The organism is Pseudophaeobacter sp., from assembly GCF_039971195.1.
Classification (GTDB): Bacteria; Pseudomonadota; Alphaproteobacteria; order Rhodobacterales; family Rhodobacteraceae; genus Pseudophaeobacter.
Window position 1 is genome coordinate 1 of the sequence record NZ_JBDWPJ010000045.1, and the last position, 24,638, is coordinate 24,638.

A 24,638-nucleotide genomic window follows, 5' to 3' on the forward strand; every position below is an offset into this window, starting at 1 on the left:
AACCGGCAGGTCGCGGAGATCCAAATCCGCATCGCCGTGCTAAACCGTTACACAGTTCTTGGCATACCCGTCACAGGGCCCCTAGGATAAATCCGTCCGGGGAAAGGGGAAGAACGCTCAGACCCCGATTTGTGCAACAAAACCGGTGTAGACTAGAGAGAGGCCTTTCGCGGGACTGTCATAAGCAAAGAAAGACACTCCAGAATGCAAACGCTGCACACAGGCGGCCTTTGGACTGTGCAACCCAGGTGTCGACAATGTGGGCGTTACCACCACTTGATTTGTTGAGTGCGGGATGCAAACATTCACGTAACGTAATGTTATTATGTAATGTGTTTTGATTGATGCATCAATGCAGTCACATTTACCTTGGTAACTGTACCATTTTGAGGATTGGCTTTTGTCAGGCTATCAAACACTGAGCGAGGAAATTGACGCGGCACTCCTTTCCCACGTCGCCTGGAAGCACCGGCTACGGAAGGCTGCGTTTGCAAAGGACACCAGCATTCCCGTTAAAGAGGTCGCTAGCGATTCATGTTGTCGTTTTGGCAAATGGCTGGCTTCCCTCGATCCCAATGACCAGAGGAAGTACCATTTTGACCGCGTCAAAACACTTCATACAGAGTTTCACAACAAGGCAGGTTTGATCGCCCAAATGCTTTCTGATGGGAAGGTAGAAACGGCCCTGGCTACTCTGAATGGAGCTGACTACAACCTCAAAAGCAAAGAGTTGGCATCTGCATTGATGGAGTGGAAGGCACACAGTTGAAACGGCTCACATTCAGCGTCTACTGGCGACGGCAAAGCGTGCTAAAATCCGGCGCTGACCAATCAAGCCCGGCCAACCGTAGCAAGCTTTGAACAAATCCAGTTGTCTGGCGGAGCGGCATGCCAAAAGGGACCTTCAGCGTCAGACAAGCTTGAACAGCGGCGTCACTGAATTGCAGTTGCCGACCTCTGTTGCCGTTTGGCGGCGGTGTCCACACCATCTCCGGGTCAAACCAACCTCTCGGGACATCGCTATACGATGCCCTGTCGGTCAACGGATCGCTAAAGATCCGCGCTGCTTCAAGCTGTCATTATAAGCCGATCAAAACCAAGGGCGCCTGAGCCTAGGGTGACCTGACAGGATGACCCAATAGCCAGTGGCTTTTTGCCGGTGTGGTTGCATAGGCCGGGCGTTGCCACACCGACAAAAGGCCCGGTTATTTGGCAAATCTAATGGGGAGGTTGAAGCTAAACTGGGTTCCACCAATACCTTTGGGGGCTTTGGGAAACTTACCGGCGCGGCTCACAGCCTTGAGTGCCGCCTGATCAAAAGCCGCCACACCCGAGGATTTGGCAACGCGGTAGTTGACCAGCGCGCCGCTGACGGCAACCGTGATGCGTAGGATCACCTGGCCAGAGCCACGGGTCCCGGAGGGGTAGCGCTTGCGCCGCTCAATCCGCGACCGGATCTTTGCCCCCCAGATGGATCGCAGCTTGGCGCGTTGTGCCGCTGTGGCGGTCGCCGTGGAGGCGCCGCCAAATGTGCCGGCCTCGGCTCCCCCACCTGATCCGGCAGCCCGCTGCGCTGCACGCGCGGCGGTGGTCTGGTTGGAGGTCTGTGCAGCAGGCGGGGCCTCGACTGGCTTGGGGGCAGGCTTTGGCCTGTGTTTTGGTTCAGGCTGCGGCTCTGGCACGGGCTCAGGTTCCGGCTCAGGTTCGGGTGGTGGAGGCGGTGTAGACAAATCAACATCCAACAATTCAGCCTCTTCTGGTTCCGTAAGCGCCAATTGCACCGCAGCGCGTGGAGCTGCAGCCAGTTCGAACTGAGGCATCTGTGGCGCATCAGTTGGCACCAGAGGCGATTCCAAATCCGGGTCTGCCATCTGTGGACGTGGCGGCGGGCGGTTCCAGGCCTCAACCATTTCCGCAACCGTGGCATTAGCGGCCTCGATCGAGACCATGGCCTCGCCTCCGGCACCGCTGGATTGCACGCCAGACTCCGGTGCCGAGGCAAAGAGGCTGACATGAAACAGCGCGGCCAGACCGGCAAAGACAGTAACTTCTGCGGTGCGTTTCATTGTGGGGTCACCACCAGTTCGGCACGGGAAAGACCCGCTGTGGCCAGCTTTTTCAGAATGCCTGCCAGAGTGGTTGCTTCCAGTTTGGCGTCAGCGCGCAGCAACACCACCGGAGCATCGGCACTTGCGCGCGCCAGCAGCTCTAATGCCGCCTCACCTTCGACGCCGTCAAAATGCATCCGCCCTTCGGCATCAATGTAAAGCACGGGGTCCGCTTCGGCCTCCGCCTCCAGGTTGGCATCAGGAGGAGTGACTTCAAAGGGTTCCGGCTGCGCCAGATGGGAGGTCATCAGAAAGAAGATCAGCAGCAGGAACACCACATTGATCATTGGCACGATGGATTCAGTGCGGGGACGTTTAACAGGGGGGGAGAGGTCCATCATCTGTCTCACTCCACCAGCACGACGTTGACCAGTCCGGCGTCGCGCAGCAGGGTCGTCACGTCGATGATACGTTGCAGATCCGCGCCATCGCGGCCGCGCAGGATCAGGATGTCATCAGGAGAGGTCATCAGCGGGGCAAGCGCCTGGGGCAGATGACTGTCGGCAACAGGAACGCCGTTCAGATCCAGATTGCCCGCCCCAATCCCCACCAGCCGCGGCGGGCCGGTGTATTCACCGCCGCGCCCGGCAAGCGGCAGCTCCAGCACTGCATCGGTGCCAAAACGCGAGGCCAGCATAAAGAAGACCAGCAGCAGAAACACCACGTCGATCATCGGCGTCAGGCTTGGTTTGCGCCTTGGGCGTTGGGCATCGGTGAACTGCATTGCCTTACTCGGCCGCCATTTTCAGGTCTTGCGGTGCTTCGGCGACAAAGAGGCGGGTGGCGCTGTCCTCAATATCCTGACGGATGCGGGTGATCACGGACTCAAACCAGGTGAGGGCCGCCGAGGCTGGAATGGCCACGGCCATGCCTGCCGCTGTGGTCAGCAGCGCTTCCCAGATGCCCCCGGCCAGCAGCGCCGGATCGGCCTTGGAGCCTGCCTGTTGCAACGCCTGAAAAGCAGCAATCATGCCCAAAACCGTGCCCAATAGCCCGAGCAAGGGGGCAATCGTCGCAATCAGCTCCAAGGCCCCCAGCCCGGTGCCCGCCCGCGCCAGGTGTTTCTTGGCGATCCTTGCTGTTTCTTCACGGGCGCGATCCTCGGGAAGGCTGCGCAGAGCAATCAGCCCAGCGCTGACAACTTTTGATCTGATGCCCCTGCGGCCATCCACAATCACCAGAGCCTCCTCTGGGTGGCCAGCCTCATAGGCGAGAACCGCCTTGCTGGCCTTGCCGCGAGACCAGGCGCCGATCAGGGCCAGGCGCCAGATCTTCCACAGGATCAGCGCCAGGGTGATCACCGAAAGCGCCGCGATGGCCCAGATCGAAGGACCACCGTCGCGTAGAAATTTCAACGCCTTCCCCGAGGTTTCCTCTGCCAGTAACAAGAGCTCTTCCTGCTGACTCAGGGGCACCACGGGAGGCAGTTCAACCGCTACGGTTGTGGCTGCATTTGCCTCCACCTCGGCTGCGATGGCCGGGCTGTCGTTGGCGGGGGGGGCAGGTGTCACAGGTGCTGCTGCCGGCGCTGTTGCTGGCGGGGAGGCCTCGGCAGTGGAAATATCGACAGGGGAAGACAGAGCCGGAAGCGCGGCATTCAAATCCGTGGGGGCCGCAGATGGCGCCACAAGTCCGCTGCCGGTGCTGTCCAGGCTGGGCGCCGCAAGCACTGGCTCCACAAGCGCAGGCACAGGCCCATCAGTGGTCGGTTGCTGGGCAGTGTCCTGCGCCGAGGCAACAGAGCCAGCGGCCATCAGTAAAAGAGCTGTGAAGGGGCGGTACAGAGTCATGGCTTGCTCCAATAAGCGGCTATGTAGCTGGTTCCGGGAGTTGGTTTGTTGGCCTTCAGGGCTTCGCGCACAGGCGTCACATCCGACTTTTCGCTGGCCAACCAGAGAAAGTGATCTGGATGCGCCGCATGCGCCTCCAGAACGCGGTTCGACAGATCGCTGGCCTCTTCTCGTGTGAGCCAGGTGATCGTGACCCCTGAGGGTCCGGTGATCGGATAGCCGCAGGCCTCACCCCCGGCGGCGACAAGGGTCACCTGGCCACTGCCGTCGACGGGCAGGGCTTCGAGAATGCGCGCCACAGCCGGAAAAGCGGTTTCATCGGCAAAGATGCAGACCTTGGAGCTGTCGGGAATGCCGCCGCCGCCCGGACCGGCGATGACCAGCTGGTCCCCCGCGCGGGCTCTGCGCACCCAGTTGGTTACACGCCCCCCGTCATGCAGGAAGATGTCAAAATCCATCAGCCCGGCATTTCGGTCTATCCAGCGGGTGGTATAGGCCGGACGGTGCAGCGCCTTTTCGCCTTTGGGCCAGAGCGTTGAACCATTCTCAGACAGGCTCGGCCATTCGGGATCGGTGCAATCAGCTGCCGGCAGGAGCAGGCGAAAATGGATGGCGTCGTCCTGAAAACTGCTCAGGTCGTCAGCCTTGATCCGCACACGCAGGAAAGCGGTGCCCACTGGGGTGATCGATTGCACCGTGGTGAAATGCAGATTGGGTGGGCGGCTGGGCTGGGTTGCGCTGTCAGACCAGCGCAGCTCCTTTGCCCTGTCGGGCAGCAGGAGCGACAGGGTATCGCCAAAGCTGTCTTTGAGCATGAACAACCGATCGGGTCGCGCTGCAGAAATCTGAATGCGGATACCCGCCTCTGAGGGCTCAAGCCGGTACTGCCCATAGGCAGACACCTCGATGCTGACGGCGCACTCGCTGTTTTCAACGACCTGCAATTCGTGTTCGCGGGCCTGTTGCAGCATCACCTGCCGCATGGCGGCGTAGGACAGGCCCTTCAACACGGCTGTGGCTTCAATGGGGAAACTTGGGTTGATGGTCATGCTGCAGTCCTATTTGGGGATGACATGTGGGGGCGACCGCTTGAAATCTGGTCCTGAGCCACCGGCCCCTCCGCTGCGGAGGGAGATTGCGACAGGATGGCCAGGCGCTGCGCAAGCGAACGGTTGGTTTGAGCGCGAAGGTTTTTGCGGTCCGGAAGACCGACCTTCGGGTCCTGAGCTTCTGCGGGCATTGTCGCCGAAGTCAAAATAGCCTCCTGCAGCCCCAAGCACATACCCAGAGTTGGAAGGCTCCAAGATGCCAAGGTCAAAAGAAGCGATGTCGACAAGACGAAGCTAGGGCGCACCAGACTGCTCCAACAGGCTGCGAAAGGTGCAGACCTACACAGCTATTGAGTGGGTTGGCTGGGCGCTGAGAAGGAGGGATACTCCGCAACACCTTGCTTCGAAGAAAGGGTATCAGAGCGACCCATATTTTTCCTTACGAGTTTTGTCAAGAATTGTGATGGGTGGGGCGGCCAGCTTAGATTTCCCGCGCATTTGCCGCGACCTTGGAAGCTCGCCCTTGGGCCTTCGAGGTTTCCATCAACCTGGGAGTGCTGCCAAGTATGAAAACCTGCAGTGCGGTGACCATATTGACGGATCTTAGCATCTCCTGGATCGTGGTGCCGGTTTTGAAAACCGTTCTAGGATCTCGCGAAACGCCCTTGCCAAAACAGGCTTCCTCGGTCTCGCCTGAGACATTGATCTCTTGAAGCTCCACGACCTGAGCCATCAAGGGCGTTGCCGCCATCAGAGCCCAAATCGAAACGGTTGTTCGGTGTAAAAGCATATCCCATCTCCGCTTAAGCTGCGGTTGTTTTTTGCCTGACGGAGAGCTGGGTATAGCTGCGTTAAGAATTCCCCCGGGGGGGCAAGAGAAGGGATTGCTCCACGCCACTCTGTTGCGGATTTTCCATTTTGTCCGGGTTTCCTGCCTTTGTCCTGTCGCTAGAAAAGCACATTGGACAAGTCACGAAAGGCTCATGAGATCCTGCAAAAGGCAATGCCGCCACAGAGCTGGATCATGCCCACCGCTGCGGACAGAAAACCCAACCTCAGCGCCCGAGGCATTTAGGTGTTTGGCAACCCGCCGGGCCCCTTTGACCATGTCGGGGCTTCCAAACAGACCGCCCGTTTCATAGCGCCCCACTGAAAGCCGAACGCGCAGATCTTGAAGCCCGGCCCTCGCTTCGATCACGGATTTTTCAAACCTCTGAACCACCTGATTGTCAGGACCTGCGTCGCCGCCCTGTTCTGCTGGTAACGGCCACCAGAATGCCCCCGAAAGCGCTACCACCTGCTGAAACCGGTCCGGAAAAAGCAAAGCGGCGTGCAGCGCCGCCAGACCGCCAAGACTGGCTCCGGAGATCTGTGTTTGGGCGGGGAGGAAGCTGCGGCCCAGAACCTGCTCGACCCTGGGAAGAAGTTCACCGGTGAGCGCACGGGCAAAAGCGGGGTTGCATCCTAGTTCCTGCGCGCGGGTCAGTCCCCTCCCCGCGCCAACATAGACAACTGTCGTCGCTGGGATTTGACCAGAAATCTGCGCTGCAGCCAAATGCGCGGGCAGTTGCATGACCTGTTCACACCGCTCCCCATCCAATAGAAACAACAACCGCTGGGGATCCTTCTGCACCAGGTCTGAGGGAGGCGCCTGTATGTAAATGTCACGCGTGACGTTCAGAAAGCGACTGTTAAAGGCAAACCTATGGCTTTCCCCCAAACCGTCCGCCCCTGGGAGGGCAGTCAATCCCTGCTCCTTGCCTCTTGGTAGCTCGAGGGTGCTGAAAGCCTCCTGATGTCCCTGCCACGCGCCGTGAAGCACGTTCGGGTTCAATGGATCCGGTGTCAGGCTTTGCCGAACCGCTGCGCGAAACGCCTCCTGTGTTTTGGTCTTTGGCGGCGGGATCTGTGCAAAACGATAGGCCAGAACCAGATCGCTGGGTACAGGTAACGAACGAAACCAAATATCGCTGCCTTCGATCTGCCAAAGCGGCAAATGGTCGACACTTGGTCCACCGATCAGCCAGGGATAGCTGTGTGCCTCTCCCCGCCAAAGAAACGTCAGGTGTAGCGGCCCCAGTGGATCACCATCCATGGTTTCCAGAACCGGACAGGACCTGTGCGATACCGCCTGCCAAAACGCCTGTCCGCCATGCTGGTTGCCCTCTCGTGAGGTCAGAGCGTTCAGCCAGGGACTTGGGAGCGGTTTGGAACTGGGCCAGATCCAGACCTCACGAGGATTTTCCGTCACCGCAGCGAACCTCTGTTCACGGGGCTTCTGATCTCTGGCACAATTGGCCAACGATGCAAAAGGAAGAAATCAAAACGGCCCCGACAGATCCGGGGCCGTTCGTTTTTGGCCAATGGCTTAAAAGGCCAGCCTTGCGGTGATGGCCAGCGAGCGACCGGGTTCGCCATAGGCCAGAACCCGGCTGTTGTCGCTGCCCTGTGTGGCGCGCGAGATATAGTAGCTGTCAAACAGGTTGTTGACTTCTGCACGCACTGTAAGTCCCTGAAAACGGGAGGATTTATACTCGGCAAACAGATTGACGACCTCATATCCGGGCAGTGTGGCATTGGCGAGATCCAGCGACAGGGCCGCCTCGGCTGTGCCGCCTACTCTCCAATCGGTTGCCACGTCAAAGGCCCCCTGGATGGCCAAAATATGCCCCATGGGCTGCGCCGCGTAATAGTTGGTGGTGTTGGAGGTCTGGCCGTCCTCGGTCACATCCGCATAGGTATAGGTGCCGCGCAGATAACCTGTGGCAAAATTATAGCCCAGCGAGGCATCGATACCCTCGGTGACAATATTGCTGGAGGTCGCTTGATCGGCACTGTTGCGGGTGCGGATATTCTCGGCATCGGTGCGGAACAGAGCAAAGCTCGCATCCCAGTTACCGGAGTTCACCAGAATGCCAATACGCATGTTTTCGGTCTCTTGCGCCTGCATGCCTTCGTAGTTCACCCAGGGGTAGGAATAGTTGATGATGGCGGTTTCGCCCAGCTCATAGCCGCCCCAGATCTGCGAATAAGCAGCCTCCAGCGTCACAGCATTGCTGACGGCATAGCTGCCCGAGATATTGTAGGAGAAGCCTTCATCCGAAAGCTTGGTGCCATCCCAGCCGGTGAAGTTCTGGTGATCCGCCCTCAGGCCATAGGACAGCGAGAAGACATCCGAGAGCTCAGAGCGCATCTGGGCAAAGATGCCGATATTATTGGTTTTTTCGGTATAGGGACCAAAGGAACCACCAATCAATGCGGGATCGGTATATCTGCCCTGAATGGCCCCGCCGGTGCCTTCCTGCTCAAAAAAGTCGATCCCTGCTGTCAGGCTGTGATTGCCAAACAGGAACTCATTCTGGATCTTACCGTTCCAGGTCTCAACCTCACCGCCCCAAAGAGGACGTGTATAGCTCGGGTCATCGGGGTCGCCCTGATCGAGGAAGCTGGAGGAAAAGCCAAGGTGGAATTCAGGTGAAAACCCGCCGGTGGCGTTTTCATTCTTCAGGGTCAGACTGTAGTTGCTCTGTTTGACCTCGGTGTCAAACAACGGGAAAACCGCCCCTGTGAGATCGCCAAAATTGGGTCGCGCCTGGCGCCAGCCGCTGTCCTGGCTTCCGGACCCGGAAAATTCCATCCGGTAGCCATTGTCCCACTGATAGGCAAGTTTTCCAAGAAACGAGGTCATGTCGGCAGCGGAACCACGATAGGTGGTGCCGGCACCATCCTTGTAATCACCCCCGGTCGCCTTGGACCCATAGAGGATATACTCAAAGGCGCCCTGGCGGCCAAACAGGGTCAGGTCGCGGCGGAATGTGGCGCTGTTGCTGTCGTAAGACAGGCTTGCCACGCCGCCAAAGTTATCGCCCTCCTGCAGCAGATCCGCCGCGTCTTTGGTCTCGTAGGAAATCGAGCCCGCATTGGCCCGAGGTCCGTCATCCGCCGCAGCAACACCGGGTTTGATGGTGGCCGATTTGAACAGGGCCGGGTCAAACATGCCAGTGGTGGCATGGTGGAACACGCCATCGCCCTGCAGGGTGCCATCAATGGTCACATTCATCATCGAACTATCAAGACCATTCACATAGGTCTTGTTGCCGGTGGGAATAACCGAGCTCATCACCGAGGATTCACCGGCAAAGAGATCAGACATCTCCCGGGGGGCAAGATCCTCAATGGTTTCGGCAGACACGGATACGGTGCCATGCTGGTTTTCGACGTCGCCGCTGACATTGATCGGGTCCAGCAGAATGTCCTCAGCTGCAGCCAGTGCAGGCACCAGCGCTGTGCTCATTAACAGAAATAGGGAGAGTTTTTTAGTGGCCATTTTCGCCTCCTAAAGGATGGGGTCAATGGCTTTGTCCCTGCATGGAATTGGTGCAGGGATTGGCTGGTAGCAGCTAGTGCGGCATGGTTTTTGAGTCTTCAAGGGTTGGCGGTAAATTTTTTGTAAATAGAGGCGTATTATCGCAGTTACGCTCGTTAAACGATCACCAATGGCCGATCCTCTGCGGTAATCACTTTGGCATCGGTGTCAAAAACCGCCTTCAGGAAACTCTCATTTACCACCTCCTGCGGAGGGCCCGAAGCCACAACCCGTCCGGCCTTCATGGCAACGATATGATCGGCATAGCCCGCTGCATAGTTGATGTCGTGCAGGACGATGACAATCGTGCGGCTTTGCTGCGCCGCCAGGCTTTTGAGCCGCGACATCAGACTACGCGATGCGGCGATGTCCAGATTGTTCAGCGGTTCATCCAGCAACAAATACTCGGTGTCCTGCGCCCAGGCCATGGCGGTATAGGCGCGCTGGCGTTGCCCGCCCGAAAGGGTATCGAGAAACCGGTGTTTGACCTCTTGCAGCTCAAAACTCTCCAGCACCTGGGCAATAACCTTACGGTCCTGCGGCCCAAGACGCCCCCGGCTATAGGGATAACGGCCAAAGCCGACCAGATCTTCGACACTGATGCGATGGGTGCTGGTCAGAACCTGCGGCAGGATGGCCAAAAGCTGTGCCTGATCGCCATGGCTAATCTGCTGTAAGTCTTGCCCGTTGATTTCGATCCTGCCCAATTGCAGGCTCAGCAGGCGTGCCACCAGCGACAGCAGCGTTGATTTCCCGGCACCATTGGGCCCGACCAGCGCCGTAAGACCGCCCTGCGGGATATCAAGATCAACCTGTCGCAGGATCTCCTGCCCGGCGATCTGATGGCTGACATTGTCGATGCGGATCATGTGCTGCCCTTTCGCAGGATCAAAATCAAAAAAACCAAACCACCCAGGCATTCCACCACAACGGCAAGCGGGGTCTCAAAGTGCAAAATACGTTCCAGTAGCAGCTGCCCGCCCACCAGGGTAATCCCGCCGATCAAAATGGCGGCAGGCAGGATATGGCCATGGTGCCAACTGGGGATCAGACGATAGGTCAGGCTGCTGACCAAAAGTCCGAGAAAGGCCACAGGCCCTACCAGGGCGGTCGAGACCGAAACCAGAACGGAAATCAGCATCAACACCAGCAGTTGCCCGCGCCGCGGGTCCGCCCCGAGACTGACCGGCAGCACCTCTCCCAAGGCGAGAACATCCAGCCGGTGCCGCATCCGCCACACAGCCCCCCAGGTTAGCCCCACCAGGATGGCGCTCGCCAGCAACAGGTCCGCGTCTACTTTGTTGAAGCGCGCAAAAGAAGCCGATTGCAGCACGGCAAACTCGCTTGGATCAATCAGCCGCTGGATCAGCAACCCGAGGGAGCGGAACAGCACCCCCAGAATGATCCCCGTCAGCACCATGCGCATCAGATCACTGCTTTGATCTTTCAGCAGCAGGGTAAACAGCGCAACCGAGGCCAGGGTGAGCAGAACAAGGTTGATCAAAAACAGTGTCACCTTGGGCACCTGCGCATAGCCCCCTGCCCCCATGCCAAAGATCATCAGCGTCAAGATCAGCAGGAACAGCGCATCAAACCCCATGATAGAGGGGGTCAGAATGCGGTTATGGGTGATGGTCTGAAACAGGATGGTGGCGGTTGAAACCGCGCCTCCGATCAGCAACAGACTGGCCAGTTTCTGCCCCCGAAACCACAGGGTAAAGCCCCAACTGCCCTTGGCGCCCAGCGTCAAGAACAAGACACTGACCACAACCAGTGCCAGGATCAGCCAGAGAAAACGAAGCCTAAGCATTGCGCGGTCTCGCGTAGATCAGCCATAAAAAGGCAAGGGTGCCCAGAACGCCAAAGATAGTGCCAACCGGCACCTCATAGGGGTAACGCACCACCCGCGCCAAAATATCACAGCCCAGCACAAAAACGCCGCCCAGCAAGGCCGTAATAGGCAGGGTCACACGCAGATTGTCGCCCAACCGTCGGCTGACCAGATTGGGAATCACCAGCCCGATAAAGGGCAGCATTCCCACGGTCACCACGGTCAGCGCTGAAACCACCGAAACACAGAGCAGCCCCAGGGCCATGACCTGCCGATGATTGAGCCCCAGGCTTAGGCTCATGTCGCGCCCCAGTCCCAAAATAGCAAACTGATCCGCGATCAGATAGCTGACAAAGGCGGCCACCCCCGCCAGCCACAACAGCTCATAGCGGCCCCGCATCACGCCGGAGAACTCGCCCAGCATCCAGACATCAATGTATTGGATCAGATCCGCCTGATAGGCGATGAACACCATCACTGCGCCTAAGATACCGCCATAGACCAGCCCGACCAGCGGCACCAAAAGGGGCTCGGTTGGCGGCAGGCGCTGCACCAGCGCCAGAAACCCAAGCGTGCCAAGCAATGCGGTGACAGCCGCCAGGCTCATCTTGACCGCCAGCCCCGCCGCTGGGAACAGCAGAACCGAAAGCAAAATCCCCAGCGCCGCCGCCTGGCCGGTGCCTGCGCTGATCGGTTCGACAAATTTATTACGCACCAGGATCTGCATGATCTGGCCGCTGACCGCCATGGAACAGCCCGTCAGCACCGCCGCAGCGGTACGCGGCAGGCGGCTGACCGCCAGCAATTGCAGCGCCTCCGGATCCCGCAACAGTGCCGCCGGGGAGAGATCGATCACCCCAACAAAGATGGACAGCACGGAAAGCAAAAGGATCAAACAGAGGCAGATCAGCAGCCAAAGACGAGGCATCGATTATCCATTTGCCTCAAAACTCGCGATCAGCTGGTCCAGCACCCGGTTCATCGATTGAATACCGCCACCCGCAATATAGAGGCTCGCCGCATCCAGATAGACCACCTGGCCGTTCTGCCAGGCTGTGGTTTGCTGCACCAGATCATTGTCCAACGTGGCCTTTGCATCCTCGCCGCCCTGGCCAATGGCCGACAGGCGGTCAACGACAAAAAGGTAATCCGGATTGGCATCGCGGATGAATTCAGCCGAAATCGCCTCGCCATGGGCATTCAACCCGAGATCAGCAGCGGCCTGTGGCACCTCCAGTGTGCTGTGCAGCCAGCCAAAGCGCCCATTGGCGCCAAAGGCGGAAATCTTGGGGCCGTTTGTCATCACGATCAGCGCCGTTCCCTTGTCACGGGCCAGGGATTTGGTCTGCTCCAGTTTGGCCTGAAAACTGTCCAGCAGGGCTGCTGCCTCGGCCTCCTTGCCAAACAGGCGACCATAATCCTCGAGCCGCTGCAGCGCCACGTCGATCAGATCATCGCCATAGATGGTCATGTCCAGGGTTGGGGCAAATTCCGCCAGCGCCTCTGTCTGGGTAGAAGAGCGTCCTCCCGCCAGGATCAGATCCGGTGCCAGGGCATGGAGGCTTTCAAAATCGGGCTCAAACAAGGACCCAACAATCTCCCCCCCCATCACCGCTTCGTCCAGGTAATCAACGTAGAGATTGCCGATGACACCGGCGGGTTTCACCCCCAGCGCGGCAAGCGTATCCAAAGCGGCAACATCAAACACGGCGACCTTTTCAGGCAGCGGTTCCACCTGTTGCAGCCCACGATAGGTCCGCACGTCAATAGGATCGGCAAAGACAGCTGAACTGCAGGCCAGCGCCGCAAGGGTTATCAGCGATTTCAACATTGATTTCTCCATCAATATTGCATGGCTGACCGAGGCTGGCTCTGCAGGGGTTTCGTCATGTCATTATTGAATTGTATTTGCCCTGTCCAGCGCTTCCGGGCGGAAGGCAAAAGCTCGCGCGCCATCACAGGTCGCGCCAGATCAGTGGCGTAGGCTCTTCTCGAAAGGCAAAGCGCAAAAGATGGCTTTCGACCACCTGACAGGTCTGCTGCATCTCTTCCTTTGAGGGCGCTTCGATGCGGATATGCAGGGTGTCCGCGGTCACGCGAAGCACCGCAAGCCCACAGATGAACTGCAGATGCACCGCGCCATCGACCTCAGTCACTTCGATTTTGCGAGAGAAATGACTCGCCATTGTGGCGCGGTATCCGCCTGAGCGGTCAGAGCGGAATTCGGCTTCGGTTTTCGACATGCCACCCTGGCTTGGATTGGCTACTAACATTCTGGCTTTCCCTGTTTTTTCATTCACTCTGGGTGTTGAATTCCGGCTCTACAGCCGACTAGAATAGCTGCGGTACAACCAGCAGGTTTCCCTATGACGGCCAGAGATGAAGACTCCAGCAGTGCAGATTATTTCGGAGACAACACCCCTGTCGTTTCCTATAATCGTGTGTGGTTCAACATCATGCGCGCCCAACGAAAATTCCTGCCTCGCATTGCCAAGGCGCTCAAGTCCTGCGGCATCAATGATCCGATCTGGTATGAAATCCTGCTTGAGGTCGAACTGGCCGGCAGCGAAGGCCAGCCCATGGCCGCCCTGGAAGATAAGCTCTTTGTTGCCCAATATGCGCTCTCGCGTCATATTTCCCGGATGGAAAAAGCAGGCCTGCTGCGCCGCGCGTTCATTGCCGACGGACGGCGTAAGCAGATCCTGTTTCTGACCGAACAAGGCAAGGGCATGCATGCCCGGATCTGGCCCGTCTACTGGGATGCGATGCAAGGCGAAATTGGCCCTCATATGACAACGGACGAGGCCTATGCCCTTTCCCGCCTGCTAATAAAACTGCTGCCCTGAAACCATTTGACTCCAGGGCAATCAGGGTAGAGTTTTAGAACTTCATCACCGCTTCGACGACAAAGGTACGGCCCGGTTCGTTCATGGTTTGGAAGCCGGTGAATTCACCGCCGTAGGTCGCCCGGTCTGCGTAGGTTTCATCAAACAGGTTGTTGATGCTGCCGCGAATGGTCGCGCCGTTCCAGGCCGGCGGCGAATATTCTGCAAAGACATTGGCGACAACATAGCTCGGCAGCTCTTGCCCCGCATAGGACCCGCCGGCGTCATAGGAGGCTGCGGCCTCGATGCTGCCCCCCACCAATGTATTGTACTGCGCCAGTTCCTGCTGCACTTCGACAGCAATGATATGCCCCAGAGGCGCGCCAAAGTCCCGCAGATCGAAATTGCTGGAGGGAGCTCCATCGAGCGAGGCATCGCTATAGGCATAGGTCAGACGCGCAAAACCGCTGGCCCAGCCATAGGTCGCACCGATGTTGACACCCTGGCTTTCAAAATCCACCACGGTTGTGCCATCACGCGCATCATCAAATTTGGTCTTGAACAGCTCACCGCTGAGCGTCCAGGCCCCCGGCGTCCAATCGGCCCCAACAATGATGTTCTGCGCACGCGACGGCCGCAGGCCAGAATAGTCACGCGTCAGCCAGAACTCAAAGCTGTCGCCAAGATCGAGCCCGCCAAAGACATTCGAATAGCCGGCCCGCAGGGAGAATTCATCCGTCACATCATAGACCACCGACAGGTTGCCGCTGGCGCCGCTATGCGAAGATTTGTGGACCGTATCCGTCGACAGCCATTGGTAGCCGGTGAAATCCTGCCAATCATACCGCAGACCGGCAGAAAGGCTCAGGCGATCCGTGGGTTCCAGACGCGCCTGAGCAAAGATGCCGATGTTGTCGGATTCTTCCGAAGCCTGATCCGGGGTTACCCAGGAACCGGAAATTGAGGTCTTGCGGTTCTGAAAATCGACACCGGCAGTAATACTGTTGCTCTCAGACAGGTGAAATTCGTTTTGCAGCACCAAGGAATAGGTGCGCGAGGTCGAATTGGTCGATCCGCCCCAGGCATCATTCGGGCGATCCACATCAGTGCCGGAATGGCCAAGGGTGACGGAAGGGTCCCACAGGCCGATGTTATTCTCGTTTTCATAGCGCAAAGAGTAATTGTAGCGCTTGGTCAGGTAGGCATAGGTGCCGCCCGAGCTCGGCCCGAAGTTTGGCTTGTCGTTGCGCCACTCGTCATCTTCGGTCTGCTGGGCAGAGAATTCAATCCGGTGCCCTTCCAGGGACTCATAGGCCAGCTTTAGCAGGTTGGAGGTCATATTGGCAGCGGTGCCGGTCATTTCGGTGCCGTCACCATCAACAAAGTTGTCACCGGTGGCGCGTTTTGCATAGGCGACAATCTCAAAACCGTTGCTTTCCCCTGCCAGGGTCATCGACCCTTGAGCCGTGTCGCCATTGTCACCGTAGCTCATGCGGGCGATACCGCCGAAGTTCTGGCCTTCGGTCAGGATATCCTCAGCATCGACAGTTTCCATGACCACACGGCCAGCCATGGCCCGCGGGCCGGCATCTGCCGGTGCAACACCGGGATCAACCCGCACGGATTTCATCAATCCGGGATCAAAGGCATTGGCGCTCAGGTGGTGGAAGACCCTGTTGTTCTGCGACACGCCATCAACCTGGATCGCCAGGTTCAGCATGTCGACACCATTGACAAAAATCTTCTGTGCGATCGGGACAGCACCGCCGACCGAAACACTGGCAATCCCTGCAAACAGGTCTTTGACATTGCCCATCCGGGCGCGTTCCAGCTCAGCATCCGCGACATAGACCGAAGATGCGCGGTCGGCGGCGTTGCCTTTTTCGTCTTGCTGGCGCACCAGGATCGGGTCGAGTGAAATAACGTCTCCGTCAAGTTCCTGCGCGGCGGCCGGGAGTGCAGAGAGAAGAGTAAGCGCTGTCCCGCACAAAAGGCGAGCGCGCAGCGCGGCAGTTTTGGTAGCCATGGTAATCCCCAAGATTCAGGTTGCTGCTGGGCTTGCCCTGAATCGGGGCTGGCGAGGCATTTTCGCCGGCGTTTTTATGCTCACCCCTTCACACATGCAAGTGCATGTTAAAGGTTTTTTAACTAATGCGCTGAATCAGGCATCACATTTAGATCCACAAATGGGACGCGCCTGTCCACTAAAGGTCACTCTGAAGGCCTGCCTAACCTGCCTGTGTGATCGTAGTTTGGTCTGAGGTCGTTTGGTCTGAGGTCGTTTGGTCTGAGAAGGGTCAGCATTTTGGTCTCGCCCCGCGTTTTGGCCAAATCATATGCAGTCTGCCCGAACTCCGACCTCAAGCTCCCATCCGCGCCATGGTGCAGGAGAAGCGCAACTGCCTCCGCCTGCCGGTAGTAGACTGCTTCATGCAGCGACGTATAACGCATGTCTCTCAATATGTTCGGATCTGCGCCTGCTTGCAGCAGAAGCTTCACCGAGGCCAGATCTTCAAATGAAATCGCAATATGCAACAGAGGCCGGTCATCCAGCCCCCTGCAATTGATGCCGGAAATTTCGAAATGTTCAAAATAGACACTTTTCCGATAACGATCAAAAACACCCGGCAAATCGATAGGCTCCGGCATTCTACTCACCTCGCTCGCTCCTCAGCCAACCCTCATCTCATTGCTTCAAAGAATGACCAAAGCCCAGCCCATACACATTGTCGGCTTCGCAAATGTACTCTGCCCGGTAGTCAAAGTATTCCTCGATCAACAAGACCTGTTCCAAAGACATCCCGCTTTTCAGATCGGCCATCAACTTTTCACCTATTGAAGACAAAGACTTATCTGACCATGGATTTGAAAGACCACTCAACCCGGTCGTCAGCAAGTCGAGGGTGCTGACATCAAATTCCTCCGACAACAGGCTGTGAAACAAGAGGGCGCCAAAGGAATGATTGAAGTTTGACGTTCCTAGAAAGGCAAAGCATTCCATGTGGTCCTCAAATGACCGCAGCTCAATTTCACTCCACGACCTGCCCCACGACTCCTGTGTGTCCGTCCAGGCCTCGCTTCCCACTTCCAACCAGACCGGCGCGCAGGGAGGAGGGCTGACCTCAAATTCACTGCGAATTTTGTTGGCCAGTTCAGTAAGCGCTTGTCGCATTCTAATACTCTCAGCGTCTTGAGGCTCTTTTGTCCCATTTATCGGCCGAAAAGACCGCGAGGATAAGAAGAACAAGCAAAATAAGTTCAAACCAAAGCGTGCTGCAGCCCTGCTCGGCCAGCGCGCGCTTAAACCTTATCGCTATGATTGAGACCGGACCAACCAAAGAGACAATAGACACAATCCAGATATTCAGAATAACCAGGGGTGCCCTCCCCTTCAAAAAAGTCGCACAACCCAAAGCAACCAAAAGGCTCACACAGAGCGCAATCAAGTTCAGATGAACATACGCACGGATTGGTCCCTCTGACAGCCTCAGGCCGTGTTTCATTTCCACCTGTATGGCCCAAGAGATATCCCATGCGAGAATTCCGGCCCCTACCGCAAGCGCGATCTCCAAGGCCCCGCTTCTTCAATCGGTTCTGCATTTGCATCTCCAAGCCGCAGGTCGGTGATCTCTCACAGGTACCGCTTCACCCACCGCGCTCAGACCAAGGGGCGCAGCAACTACACTCTGGCCCTGTTCACCCTTTGGAAACAGAGATCGAGGATGACCCTGATGGCGCAAGTGCATCCATCAGGGCTGCAAAATCTTGTACTTTTACTGGACCGTGGTCGGTGGTTTGTTGCAGGAAGTCATGCTGCAGCCCCATTGCCGCTGCGAGTTTTGAGAAATAATGCGGCATCAGATTTGCCGTCTCATGCTCTTTCGCCAGGATCTCCACGGTGTAAGCGCCTTTTTGCGCCCAAAGCAGATTGGCAAGGGCAGCACCGTGTTGCGCAACAATGACATCAGCCATTGAAAACAGCGCCATCTGCGCCGCCAGACTGCGCCCTTCCAGCGTCACCGAGGCCACCGCGTCAAAGCGACTGCGGGCAAAATCCGCCAGTTCACCCATGTTCTCCACCGAGCGTCGTTCAGACCCGGCGCCCTTCACCTCCGAGGCCTCGGAGCTGTAAAATGCGGCTGGCGGCAAACGGTCGATTATCAGGATCTTTGGCCCTGCCCCCTGAAACAACGGGGCCAGCAAATCCCGCTCGGCAGCGATTTCGGGGCCAAGCTGGTCAAACAGCCGCTCCCGTACCGCCTGAAATACCGCAGGATCATACTTGGCCGGGGTGTCAAAGCCGGGTGTTGAGACATGGTCCAGCCGGTGCCCCAGCTTGCGGCGCCAATCAGTCTTCTCCCCAAGCGAGCGATGTATCGGAGCCGGCAGGATCTGTAGCCCCTCCAGCTGCAGTGCCTTCAGGATTGGGTCCATCACCGCGCAGCTGCGCACAAACACCGGCCGGCCTGCGGATTTTGCCACCACATCGGGCCAGATATGCACCAGCGGCACCATGAAACCCATCATGAAATGATAGAAATGCTGCACAGAACCATGGTCATTCACCAGGCTCAGGTGGACCCCATCCAAAGGCTGTTGTTTCAGCACCCCAAGCCGGGTCAGCAGGCGGCGAAGTAGTACAAGCATCAAAGGACCTCTATTGTGCTTTTGGACGCGCTGTCGGCCCGGTCAGGCCACATCGGTGAGCCGGTCGCGGTAAAAGGCAGCCGTGCGATCCAACCCAAGGTCCAAAGGCACCTGTGGCGCCCATCCCAGGGTTTGACGCGCGAGGGAAATATCAGGCAGGCGTTTGCGTGGGTCATCCACTGGCAGCGGGTGAAACACCAGTTTGGAGGGTGATCCGAGCTTTGTCAGGATCATCTGCGCCAGCTCTGCCACGGTATTTTCTGCGGGCATGCCCAGGTTTACCGGGCCAGCTACGCTGGCCTCGGACTCCATCAGCAAAACCAGGGCCGTCACCATATCGTCGACGTAGCAAAAGGACCGGGTCTGAGAGCCATCGCCAAAGATGGTGATATCCTCTTTCTGCAGCGCCTGAAGCACAAAGGATGACACCACCCGCCCGTCATCAAAGCTCATCCTTGGGCCATAGGTGTTGAAGATCCTCGCAATTTTCACTTGCACCCCGTGTTGCCGGTGATAGTCCATAAACAGCGTTTCCGCGCAGCGCTTTCCTTCGTCGTAACAGGCTCTGGGGCCAAGCGGGTTCACATTGCCGCAATAGCTCTCAGATTGCGGATGCTGCTCCGGGTCGCCATAGACCTCGCTGGTGGAGGCCTGCAGGACCTTGCAGTCAAGACGTTTGGCCAGATCGAGGATATTGATGGCCCCCATGACCAGCGTCTTCATCGTCTGGATGGGGTCGATTTGGTATTTTACCGGTGAGGCCGGGCAGGCCAGATGATAGATCTCATCCACCTCGACATCGAGCGGATCGGTCACATCGTGGTACAGGTATTCAAAGCTGGGATGCCCAAACAGATGTTCAACATTCTGCTTTGTGCCAGTGACCAGGTTATCAACACAGAGCACCCGGTGACCGGCGCCGATCAGGCGGTCAATCAGATGCGAGCCAATGAAACCGCAGCCACCAGTCACCAATATCCGCCGAGCTTGGCCTTTTGCCTGCTCTTCGCCGCTCCCCTCGGTCGGGGTAGCCAGTGCAGTCTGGCCCTTAAGTTGCGTGCTGTCTTCGGTCTGCGGCATAGAAAAATACCTGTCTTTATGTTGTCGAATTGGCACTAGAGAAATCGTTCAAGCAGCTAGAACAAAACTAAAAATAGAAGTCGAACCGTCAGGTATCAAGCCGGTTCCGAAAGGCTTGATACAGTGTTTTTACGCTGGCTTCCACAATAATCGCGGGAGGGATTCTGCCGTGCGATGCCGCGCGCCTCCCCTGCCTTGAACCGGGCGTCAGAAAGGGCCCAAGCGGGGCCTTCTGTCAGGGCTGATTGCAGGTTGGCAGAGCGCCTCCCCGGCGCAACGCGAATTCCACCCAGGGCGCCAGGGCCAATAGCCTCGCCTTTCAGGCAGTTTTTTCATCCGATCCTGGGAGGGGTTTTGCAACTTCAGCACCAGACTGCAAAAGGCTCAACCCTGGGCTTCAAGCCAGCCGACCATCTGCTCTCGCATGACGAACTTTTGCGGTTTTCCGGTGATTGTCATCGGTATCTCCGCGACAATTCGAATATGCTTTGGCACCTTAAAATGCGCGATCTGTCCCTGGCAGAATTGCTTGAGCTGATCACCACTCAGCTCCGCCTCCGGCTTGGCAATCACCCAGGCGCAGACCTCTTCGCCGAATTTTTCATCGGGCACCCCAAAGACCTGCACCTCGCTCACCAGGGGGTGACGCATCAGATAGTCCTCGATCTCGCGCGGGTAGATGTTCTCTCCGCCCCGGATGATCATGTCCTTGACCCGGCCGACAATGGTGCAGAACCCTTCATCGTCCAGCACCGCAAGATCCCCCGTATGCATCCAGCCATCACGGATGCTCTCAGAGGTTTTCTCCGGCGCGCCCCAATAGCCCTTCATCACCGAATAGCCACGGGTGCACAGCTCGCCCTGCACCCCAACAGGAGTGATCTGGCCGTCCTGGTCCACACATTTCACTTCCAGATGCGGATGCACCCGCCCAACGGTTTCGCAGCGTTTTTCAATCCCGTCATCGACAAAGCTCTGAAACGAGACCGGCGAGGTTTCCGTCATGCCATAGCAGATTGTCACCTTCCCCATGTTCATCTCGGAATTGACCCGTTGCATCACCTCAACCGGACACAGGGCACCAGCCATGATACCGGTGCGCATTGTGCTCAGATCCCGCGGAGTTTTCTCCAGCTCTTCCAGCATGGCCACAAACATGGTGGGCACGCCGTAGGCGGCGGTGCATTTCTCCTGCGCCAGGGCGTCCAATGTGGTCACCGGATCAAAGGCTTCACCGGGAAAGACCATTGTCGCGCCCTTGCTGACCGCGCCGAGAACCCCCATGACCATGCCAAAGCAATGATAGAGCGGCACCGGAATGGCGAGCCGGTCTGTTTCGCTGAGCGCAATGCGGTCGGTGACAAAACGGGCGTTGTTGACAATGTTGTAATGCGACAGGGTGGCACCCTTGGGGCTGCCGGTGGTGCCCGAGGTGAACTGGATATTGATCGCATCATCGGGGCTCAGCCCCCGGTCGATCTGCGACAGGCGCAGCTGTTGCGCGGGGCCACCGAGGTTTTGCAGCTGCTGAAAGCTGTAGACCCCCGGCCCTGCCTCTTCCTCCATGATGATGACGCTGCGCAGCTGTGGTAATCTCGCGGCCTGTAGTCGTCCGGGTCTGGCCTGCTCCAGCTCCGGCGCCAAGCTGCGGATCATGGCGTCATAGTCGGAACTCCTGAAGCACTTTGCCGCCACCAGCGCCTTGCACCCCACTGTGTTGAGGGCATATTCCAGCTCGCTCAGACGGTAGGCGGGATTGATGTTCACCAGGATCAGTCCAGCCCGCGCGGTGGCAAACTGCGTCAGAACCCATTCATACCGGTTGGGCGACCAAATGCCGACGCGGTCGCCCTTTTCAAGACCCAGCGCCAGAAACCCGGAGGCCAGCTCATCCACCGCCCGGTCCAGATCATAATAGCTCATCCGGATGTTCTGATCACAGAATACTGCCGCCTCGCGCGGGCCAAAGCGCGACACCGCATCGCGCAACAGCTGGGGAATGGTGACATAGGCCAGCGAAGGCGTGACCGGGCCGCGCACATAGGACAGGCCATTGTGGGGAGCCGAGTTGTCCTCAGTGGGGGACTGTGAGCTGGACCAACCGGAAATCCGGCTGGACAGACTTTCATTCAGGATCGACATCGCCTGCGGCCTCCTACATTGCGCGCCAGTCGCCGCTTTGCTCAAAAGCATCTGCAGCTTGGTAGATTTTCAACTCGCCAAATTTGGGCCCCACCAGCATCATGCCGATAGGCAGCCCCTCGCTCAGCCCGCAGGGTACATTCATCGCCGGCAGCCCGCCATTGAAAGGTGCGGTATTGCCAATCATCTCAAATGCGCGCTGCACATAGAGCGTAATCGAGCAATCCGCAGGCGGGATTTCCTGAGGCTTCATCGGCACCGTCGGCATCAACAAGAGATCATATTGCCGAAAGGCCTGGGCATATCTTTCGTTGACCTTGCGCATCAGGTTCTGCGCCTTGCCGTAGAACCGGCCACGATATTGCTCCTGAAAGAACTCACCTAGGAACATGCAGACCTTCAGCGAATGCGACAGTTCATCCGCCCGCGTGCGCCACTGGGCCATGTGATCCATCATCGAGGGCAGGAACAGCCCGCGATAATTTGTACCACCAGAGTTGCCGCGCATCATGTGATCCTGCAGCCCTTCGACGGTGATCGCGGTCCAGCAATCCACCGCGAGGTGATGCTCGGGGATCGAGATTTCTTCGACACGGGCGCCCAGCTCGCGGAACCTCTCGGCGGCGGCGAGCACCTTTTGGTCCACATCCGCCTCGCTTTCGGGGCGGTGGATACCCTCCTTGAGGATACCAATCCGCAGCCCCTGGGCCCCGCGTCCCAAAGCCTCGGTGTAGCGGAAGGTCTGCGGCGCGTATTGGCGCGGGTCCAATCCATCCTCCCCGGCCAGCACCTCCAGCAGCAGGGCATTGTCTGCCACCGTGCTGGTCACCGGGCCAACGTGGTCGATGGTCTGTTCCACCGGCATCACCCCGGTATAGGGCACCAGCCCATGGGTGGGCTTCATCCCGTAAACGCCACAGTTGGACGACGGAATACGGATCGAGCCCCCCTGATCACCTGCAATCGCCATATCGACCTCACCCGCAGCCACCAGCGCCGCTGAACCGCCCGAAGAACCGCCAGCCATAAACCCGTGTTTCCAGGGGTTTTGAACCGGGCCTTTGGCATTGGTATGTGAGCCGCCTGACAGGCAGAAATTCTCGCAATGGGATTTGCCTGCGATCACCGCGCCAGCATCCAGCATCCTGGTGACAATGGTGGCGTCGATCTCGGGCGTGTAACCCTCCATGATGGAAGAGCCGTTCATCATCGGCACCCCGGCAAGGCAAACGGTATCCTTCAGGGCGATCCGCTTGCCGCGCAAAGGCCCATCAGGGGCGCCGCGCACCTCGGTTTTGACATACCAGGCATTCAGCGGATTCTCGGAAAAATCGGGGAAATGCCCCGGCGATCTTGGGTATCTGACCTCGGGCAGATGGTCCGGCGTTGCATCCAACCGATCATAGGCCTGCACATAGGGCTCCATGATCTCAGAGAACTCGGCCAGTTCCGCATCCGTTAGGCTCATATCAAACCGGTTGGCCATATCGCGCATCTGCGACAGGGTTGGGCGTTTCACAGTCATATTGGTCACCTGGATTGTAGCGTGCGGCTCTGGCCTGTGCCGAGCGGTTGGCGAAGTTTCGGAGTGTTGTACTGGCGCGGTCCTAGTCTGGGGGGCAGCCTGACCACGGGTCGACCGGGCAGCGCCAAAGCCGAGAAACTGGTCAACCTTGGCCTGGTCCGACAGATCACTGCGGCTCAGCTCGCCGGTGATCCGGCCCCGCTCCAACACCAGAACCCGGTCTGACAGATCAGCGATGAAGTCAAAGTTCTGCTCGACCAGCAGGATCGACAACCCCCGGGCTTCGCGCAACTGCAACAGGGTCTCGGCCATTTCTTCAATAATAGAGGGCTGGATGCCTTCGGTGGGCTCATCCAGCAGCAAAAAATCTGGCGCCCCCATCAGGCAGCGTGCCAAGGCCAGCAATTGCTGTTCCCCCCCCGAAAGCGCGCCGCCATCGCGGGCCAGAAGCGGGCGCAGACGCGGAAAATCCGCCAGCACCGCTTCCATCACCTCTTCTTCGGGAGCGCCGGAATACTCGTGCCAGGCAAAGCGTAGATTGTCGCGCACCGAAAGCTGCGGGAAAATCCCGCGCCCCTGCGGCACATATCCAATCCCCATCCCGGCGCGTTCATAGGGCGACAGCCGGGTGATATCACTGTCATGGAACCGGGCGGTTCCGGCGCTGGCGGGCAGAAAACCCATAATGGTCTTCAGCAGCGTGGTCTTGCCCATACCGTTGTGGCCCAGAATGCCCACCACTTCGTTTTCCAGCACCGAGACATCAATCCCATGCAGGATCGGCACCCTGCCATACCCCCCCGAGAGGCCCTTAATGTCCAGAGTTTTTGTAGCGTTTTCAGCCATATCAGGCCTTCTTTCCAAGATAGACATTGCGCACAGTCGGATCTGACAGCACCCGGTCGACATGGTCCTCCATCAGCACAGCGCCCTGATGGAAAACCGTCACCGTTTCGGCAATCGAGCGGATGAACTGCATGTCATGTTCAACGATGACCACAGCGGCGGTCCGGTTCAGTTCGTGAATGATCGCGGTCATCCGCTCGACGTCTTCGGCGCTCATGCCGGCGGCAGGTTCATCCAGCAGCACCAGCCAAGGATCGCCCACCGCCACCAGCCCCAGTTCAACCCGCTGGCGTTCGCCATGGGCCAATTGCCCAAGCTCCCTGCGGGCGATCTGGCCCAGGGCCAGCCGCTCAATGATCTCATGGGTTTTGCGGTTCGCCTCGGGCGCGGCATGAAACCGCCGCGCCGCCAGCCAGATGTTTTCAAAAA

General features: G+C 58.1%; 24 protein-coding genes and 1 pseudogene. 2 read left to right on the plus strand and 23 right to left on the minus strand.

Going from position 1 to position 24,638, the window contains the following annotated elements; translation table 11 throughout:
• The first annotated feature begins 400 nt into the window (after window positions 1-400).
• On the plus strand, window positions 401-769 hold the full coding sequence (locus ABJP42_RS03825) for a CZB domain-containing protein (protein ID WP_348338554.1): 369 nt from the start codon (window positions 401-403) through the stop codon (window positions 767-769).
• A 22-nt stretch (window positions 770-791) separates the two neighbouring features.
• Here ABJP42_RS03825 and ABJP42_RS03830 read toward each other — a convergent pair.
• The 14 genes and pseudogenes from ABJP42_RS03830 to ABJP42_RS03895 form a co-directional block, all read right to left on the minus strand.
• Window positions 792-1,048: pseudogene (locus ABJP42_RS03830) on the minus strand (transposase); the annotation flags it as partial.
• A 157-nt stretch (window positions 1,049-1,205) separates the two neighbouring features.
• The gene (locus ABJP42_RS03835) at window positions 1,206-2,066 is read right to left on the minus strand and encodes an energy transducer TonB (protein ID WP_348338555.1); all 861 of its coding nucleotides are present in this window, start codon (window positions 2,064-2,066) and stop codon (window positions 1,206-1,208) included.
• Window positions 2,063-2,446, minus strand: coding sequence for an ExbD/TolR family protein (locus ABJP42_RS03840; RefSeq protein WP_348338577.1), 384 nt, complete (start codon window positions 2,444-2,446; stop codon window positions 2,063-2,065). The genes ABJP42_RS03835 and ABJP42_RS03840 overlap by 4 nt, the downstream gene beginning before the upstream one ends.
• Window positions 2,447-2,454: 8 nt before the next feature.
• A complete protein-coding gene (locus ABJP42_RS03845; RefSeq protein ID WP_348338556.1) occupies window positions 2,455-2,832 on the minus strand; it encodes an ExbD/TolR family protein in 378 nt (125 codons plus the stop codon).
• Window positions 2,833-2,836: 4 nt separating this feature from the next.
• On the minus strand, window positions 2,837-3,898 hold the full coding sequence (locus tag ABJP42_RS03850; protein ID WP_348338557.1) for a MotA/TolQ/ExbB proton channel family protein: 1,062 nt from the start codon (window positions 3,896-3,898) through the stop codon (window positions 2,837-2,839).
• The gene (locus tag ABJP42_RS03855) at window positions 3,895-4,947 is read right to left on the minus strand and encodes a siderophore-interacting protein (RefSeq protein WP_348338558.1); all 1,053 of its coding nucleotides are present in this window, start codon (window positions 4,945-4,947) and stop codon (window positions 3,895-3,897) included. Before ABJP42_RS03855 ends, ABJP42_RS03850 begins: the two co-directional genes overlap by 4 nt.
• Before the next feature lie 481 nt (window positions 4,948-5,428).
• Window positions 5,429-5,737, minus strand: coding sequence for a hypothetical protein (locus ABJP42_RS03860; RefSeq protein ID WP_348338559.1), 309 nt, complete (start codon window positions 5,735-5,737; stop codon window positions 5,429-5,431).
• A 180-nt stretch (window positions 5,738-5,917) separates the two neighbouring features.
• The gene (locus ABJP42_RS03865) at window positions 5,918-7,198 is read right to left on the minus strand and encodes an alpha/beta hydrolase-fold protein (RefSeq protein WP_348338560.1); all 1,281 of its coding nucleotides are present in this window, start codon (window positions 7,196-7,198) and stop codon (window positions 5,918-5,920) included.
• 117 nt (window positions 7,199-7,315) lie between these two features.
• The gene (locus ABJP42_RS03870) at window positions 7,316-9,274 is read right to left on the minus strand and encodes a TonB-dependent receptor domain-containing protein (protein WP_348338561.1); all 1,959 of its coding nucleotides are present in this window, start codon (window positions 9,272-9,274) and stop codon (window positions 7,316-7,318) included.
• Between the two features lie 155 nt (window positions 9,275-9,429).
• Window positions 9,430-10,182, minus strand: a complete 753-nt coding sequence (locus ABJP42_RS03875; protein ID WP_348338562.1) for an iron ABC transporter ATP-binding protein — start codon at window positions 10,180-10,182, stop codon at window positions 9,430-9,432.
• Complete coding sequence (locus ABJP42_RS03880) at window positions 10,179-11,123, minus strand: iron chelate uptake ABC transporter family permease subunit (RefSeq protein ID WP_348338563.1); 945 nt, start codon at window positions 11,121-11,123, stop codon at window positions 10,179-10,181. The genes ABJP42_RS03875 and ABJP42_RS03880 overlap by 4 nt, the downstream gene beginning before the upstream one ends.
• Entirely contained in the window at window positions 11,116-12,072 is a 957-nt protein-coding gene (locus ABJP42_RS03885) for an ABC transporter permease (RefSeq protein WP_348338564.1), read from the minus strand. The genes ABJP42_RS03880 and ABJP42_RS03885 overlap by 8 nt, the downstream gene beginning before the upstream one ends.
• A 3-nt stretch (window positions 12,073-12,075) precedes the next feature.
• Window positions 12,076-12,975, minus strand: coding sequence for a siderophore ABC transporter substrate-binding protein (locus ABJP42_RS03890; RefSeq protein ID WP_348338565.1), 900 nt, complete (start codon window positions 12,973-12,975; stop codon window positions 12,076-12,078).
• Window positions 12,976-13,099: 124 nt separating this feature from the next.
• A complete protein-coding gene (locus ABJP42_RS03895) occupies window positions 13,100-13,417 on the minus strand; it encodes a DUF2218 domain-containing protein (protein ID WP_348338566.1) in 318 nt (105 codons plus the stop codon).
• 183 nt (window positions 13,418-13,600) lie between these two features.
• Here ABJP42_RS03895 and ABJP42_RS03900 point away from each other — a divergent pair, with 183 nt between their 5' ends.
• Window positions 13,601-13,990, plus strand: a complete 390-nt coding sequence (locus ABJP42_RS03900; protein ID WP_348338567.1) for a MarR family winged helix-turn-helix transcriptional regulator — start codon at window positions 13,601-13,603, stop codon at window positions 13,988-13,990.
• Between the two features lie 34 nt (window positions 13,991-14,024).
• Here the strand turns inward: ABJP42_RS03900 and ABJP42_RS03905 are convergent, their stop codons facing one another.
• The 9 genes from ABJP42_RS03905 to ABJP42_RS03945 all read right to left on the minus strand — a co-directional run.
• Window positions 14,025-15,995, minus strand: coding sequence for a TonB-dependent receptor plug domain-containing protein (locus ABJP42_RS03905; protein WP_348338568.1), 1,971 nt, complete (start codon window positions 15,993-15,995; stop codon window positions 14,025-14,027).
• 185 nt (window positions 15,996-16,180) lie between these two features.
• Window positions 16,181-16,618, minus strand: a complete 438-nt coding sequence (locus tag ABJP42_RS03910) for an ankyrin repeat domain-containing protein (RefSeq protein WP_348338569.1) — start codon at window positions 16,616-16,618, stop codon at window positions 16,181-16,183.
• Window positions 16,619-16,655: 37 nt separating this feature from the next.
• The gene (locus ABJP42_RS03915; RefSeq protein WP_348338570.1) at window positions 16,656-17,141 is read right to left on the minus strand and encodes a hypothetical protein; all 486 of its coding nucleotides are present in this window, start codon (window positions 17,139-17,141) and stop codon (window positions 16,656-16,658) included.
• A gap of 10 nt (window positions 17,142-17,151) precedes the next feature.
• The gene (locus ABJP42_RS03920; RefSeq protein ID WP_348338571.1) at window positions 17,152-17,541 is read right to left on the minus strand and encodes a hypothetical protein; all 390 of its coding nucleotides are present in this window, start codon (window positions 17,539-17,541) and stop codon (window positions 17,152-17,154) included.
• A 124-nt stretch (window positions 17,542-17,665) separates the two neighbouring features.
• Window positions 17,666-18,616, minus strand: a complete 951-nt coding sequence (locus tag ABJP42_RS03925; RefSeq protein WP_348338572.1) for a glycosyltransferase family 61 protein — start codon at window positions 18,614-18,616, stop codon at window positions 17,666-17,668.
• A 42-nt stretch (window positions 18,617-18,658) separates the two neighbouring features.
• Window positions 18,659-19,696 (minus strand): UDP-glucuronic acid decarboxylase family protein, encoded by a 1,038-nt coding sequence (locus tag ABJP42_RS03930; protein ID WP_348338573.1) that lies wholly within the window; start codon window positions 19,694-19,696, stop codon window positions 18,659-18,661.
• A gap of 384 nt (window positions 19,697-20,080) precedes the next feature.
• Window positions 20,081-21,838, minus strand: a complete 1,758-nt coding sequence (locus tag ABJP42_RS03935) for an AMP-binding protein (RefSeq protein ID WP_348338574.1) — start codon at window positions 21,836-21,838, stop codon at window positions 20,081-20,083.
• Between the two features lie 13 nt (window positions 21,839-21,851).
• Complete coding sequence (locus ABJP42_RS03940) at window positions 21,852-24,209, minus strand: amidase (RefSeq protein WP_348338575.1); 2,358 nt, start codon at window positions 24,207-24,209, stop codon at window positions 21,852-21,854.
• A gap of 1 nt (window position 24,210) precedes the next feature.
• Window positions 24,211-24,638: ATP-binding cassette domain-containing protein (locus tag ABJP42_RS03945; RefSeq protein ID WP_348338576.1), on the minus strand; the 428-nt coding region annotated here is incomplete at its 5' end.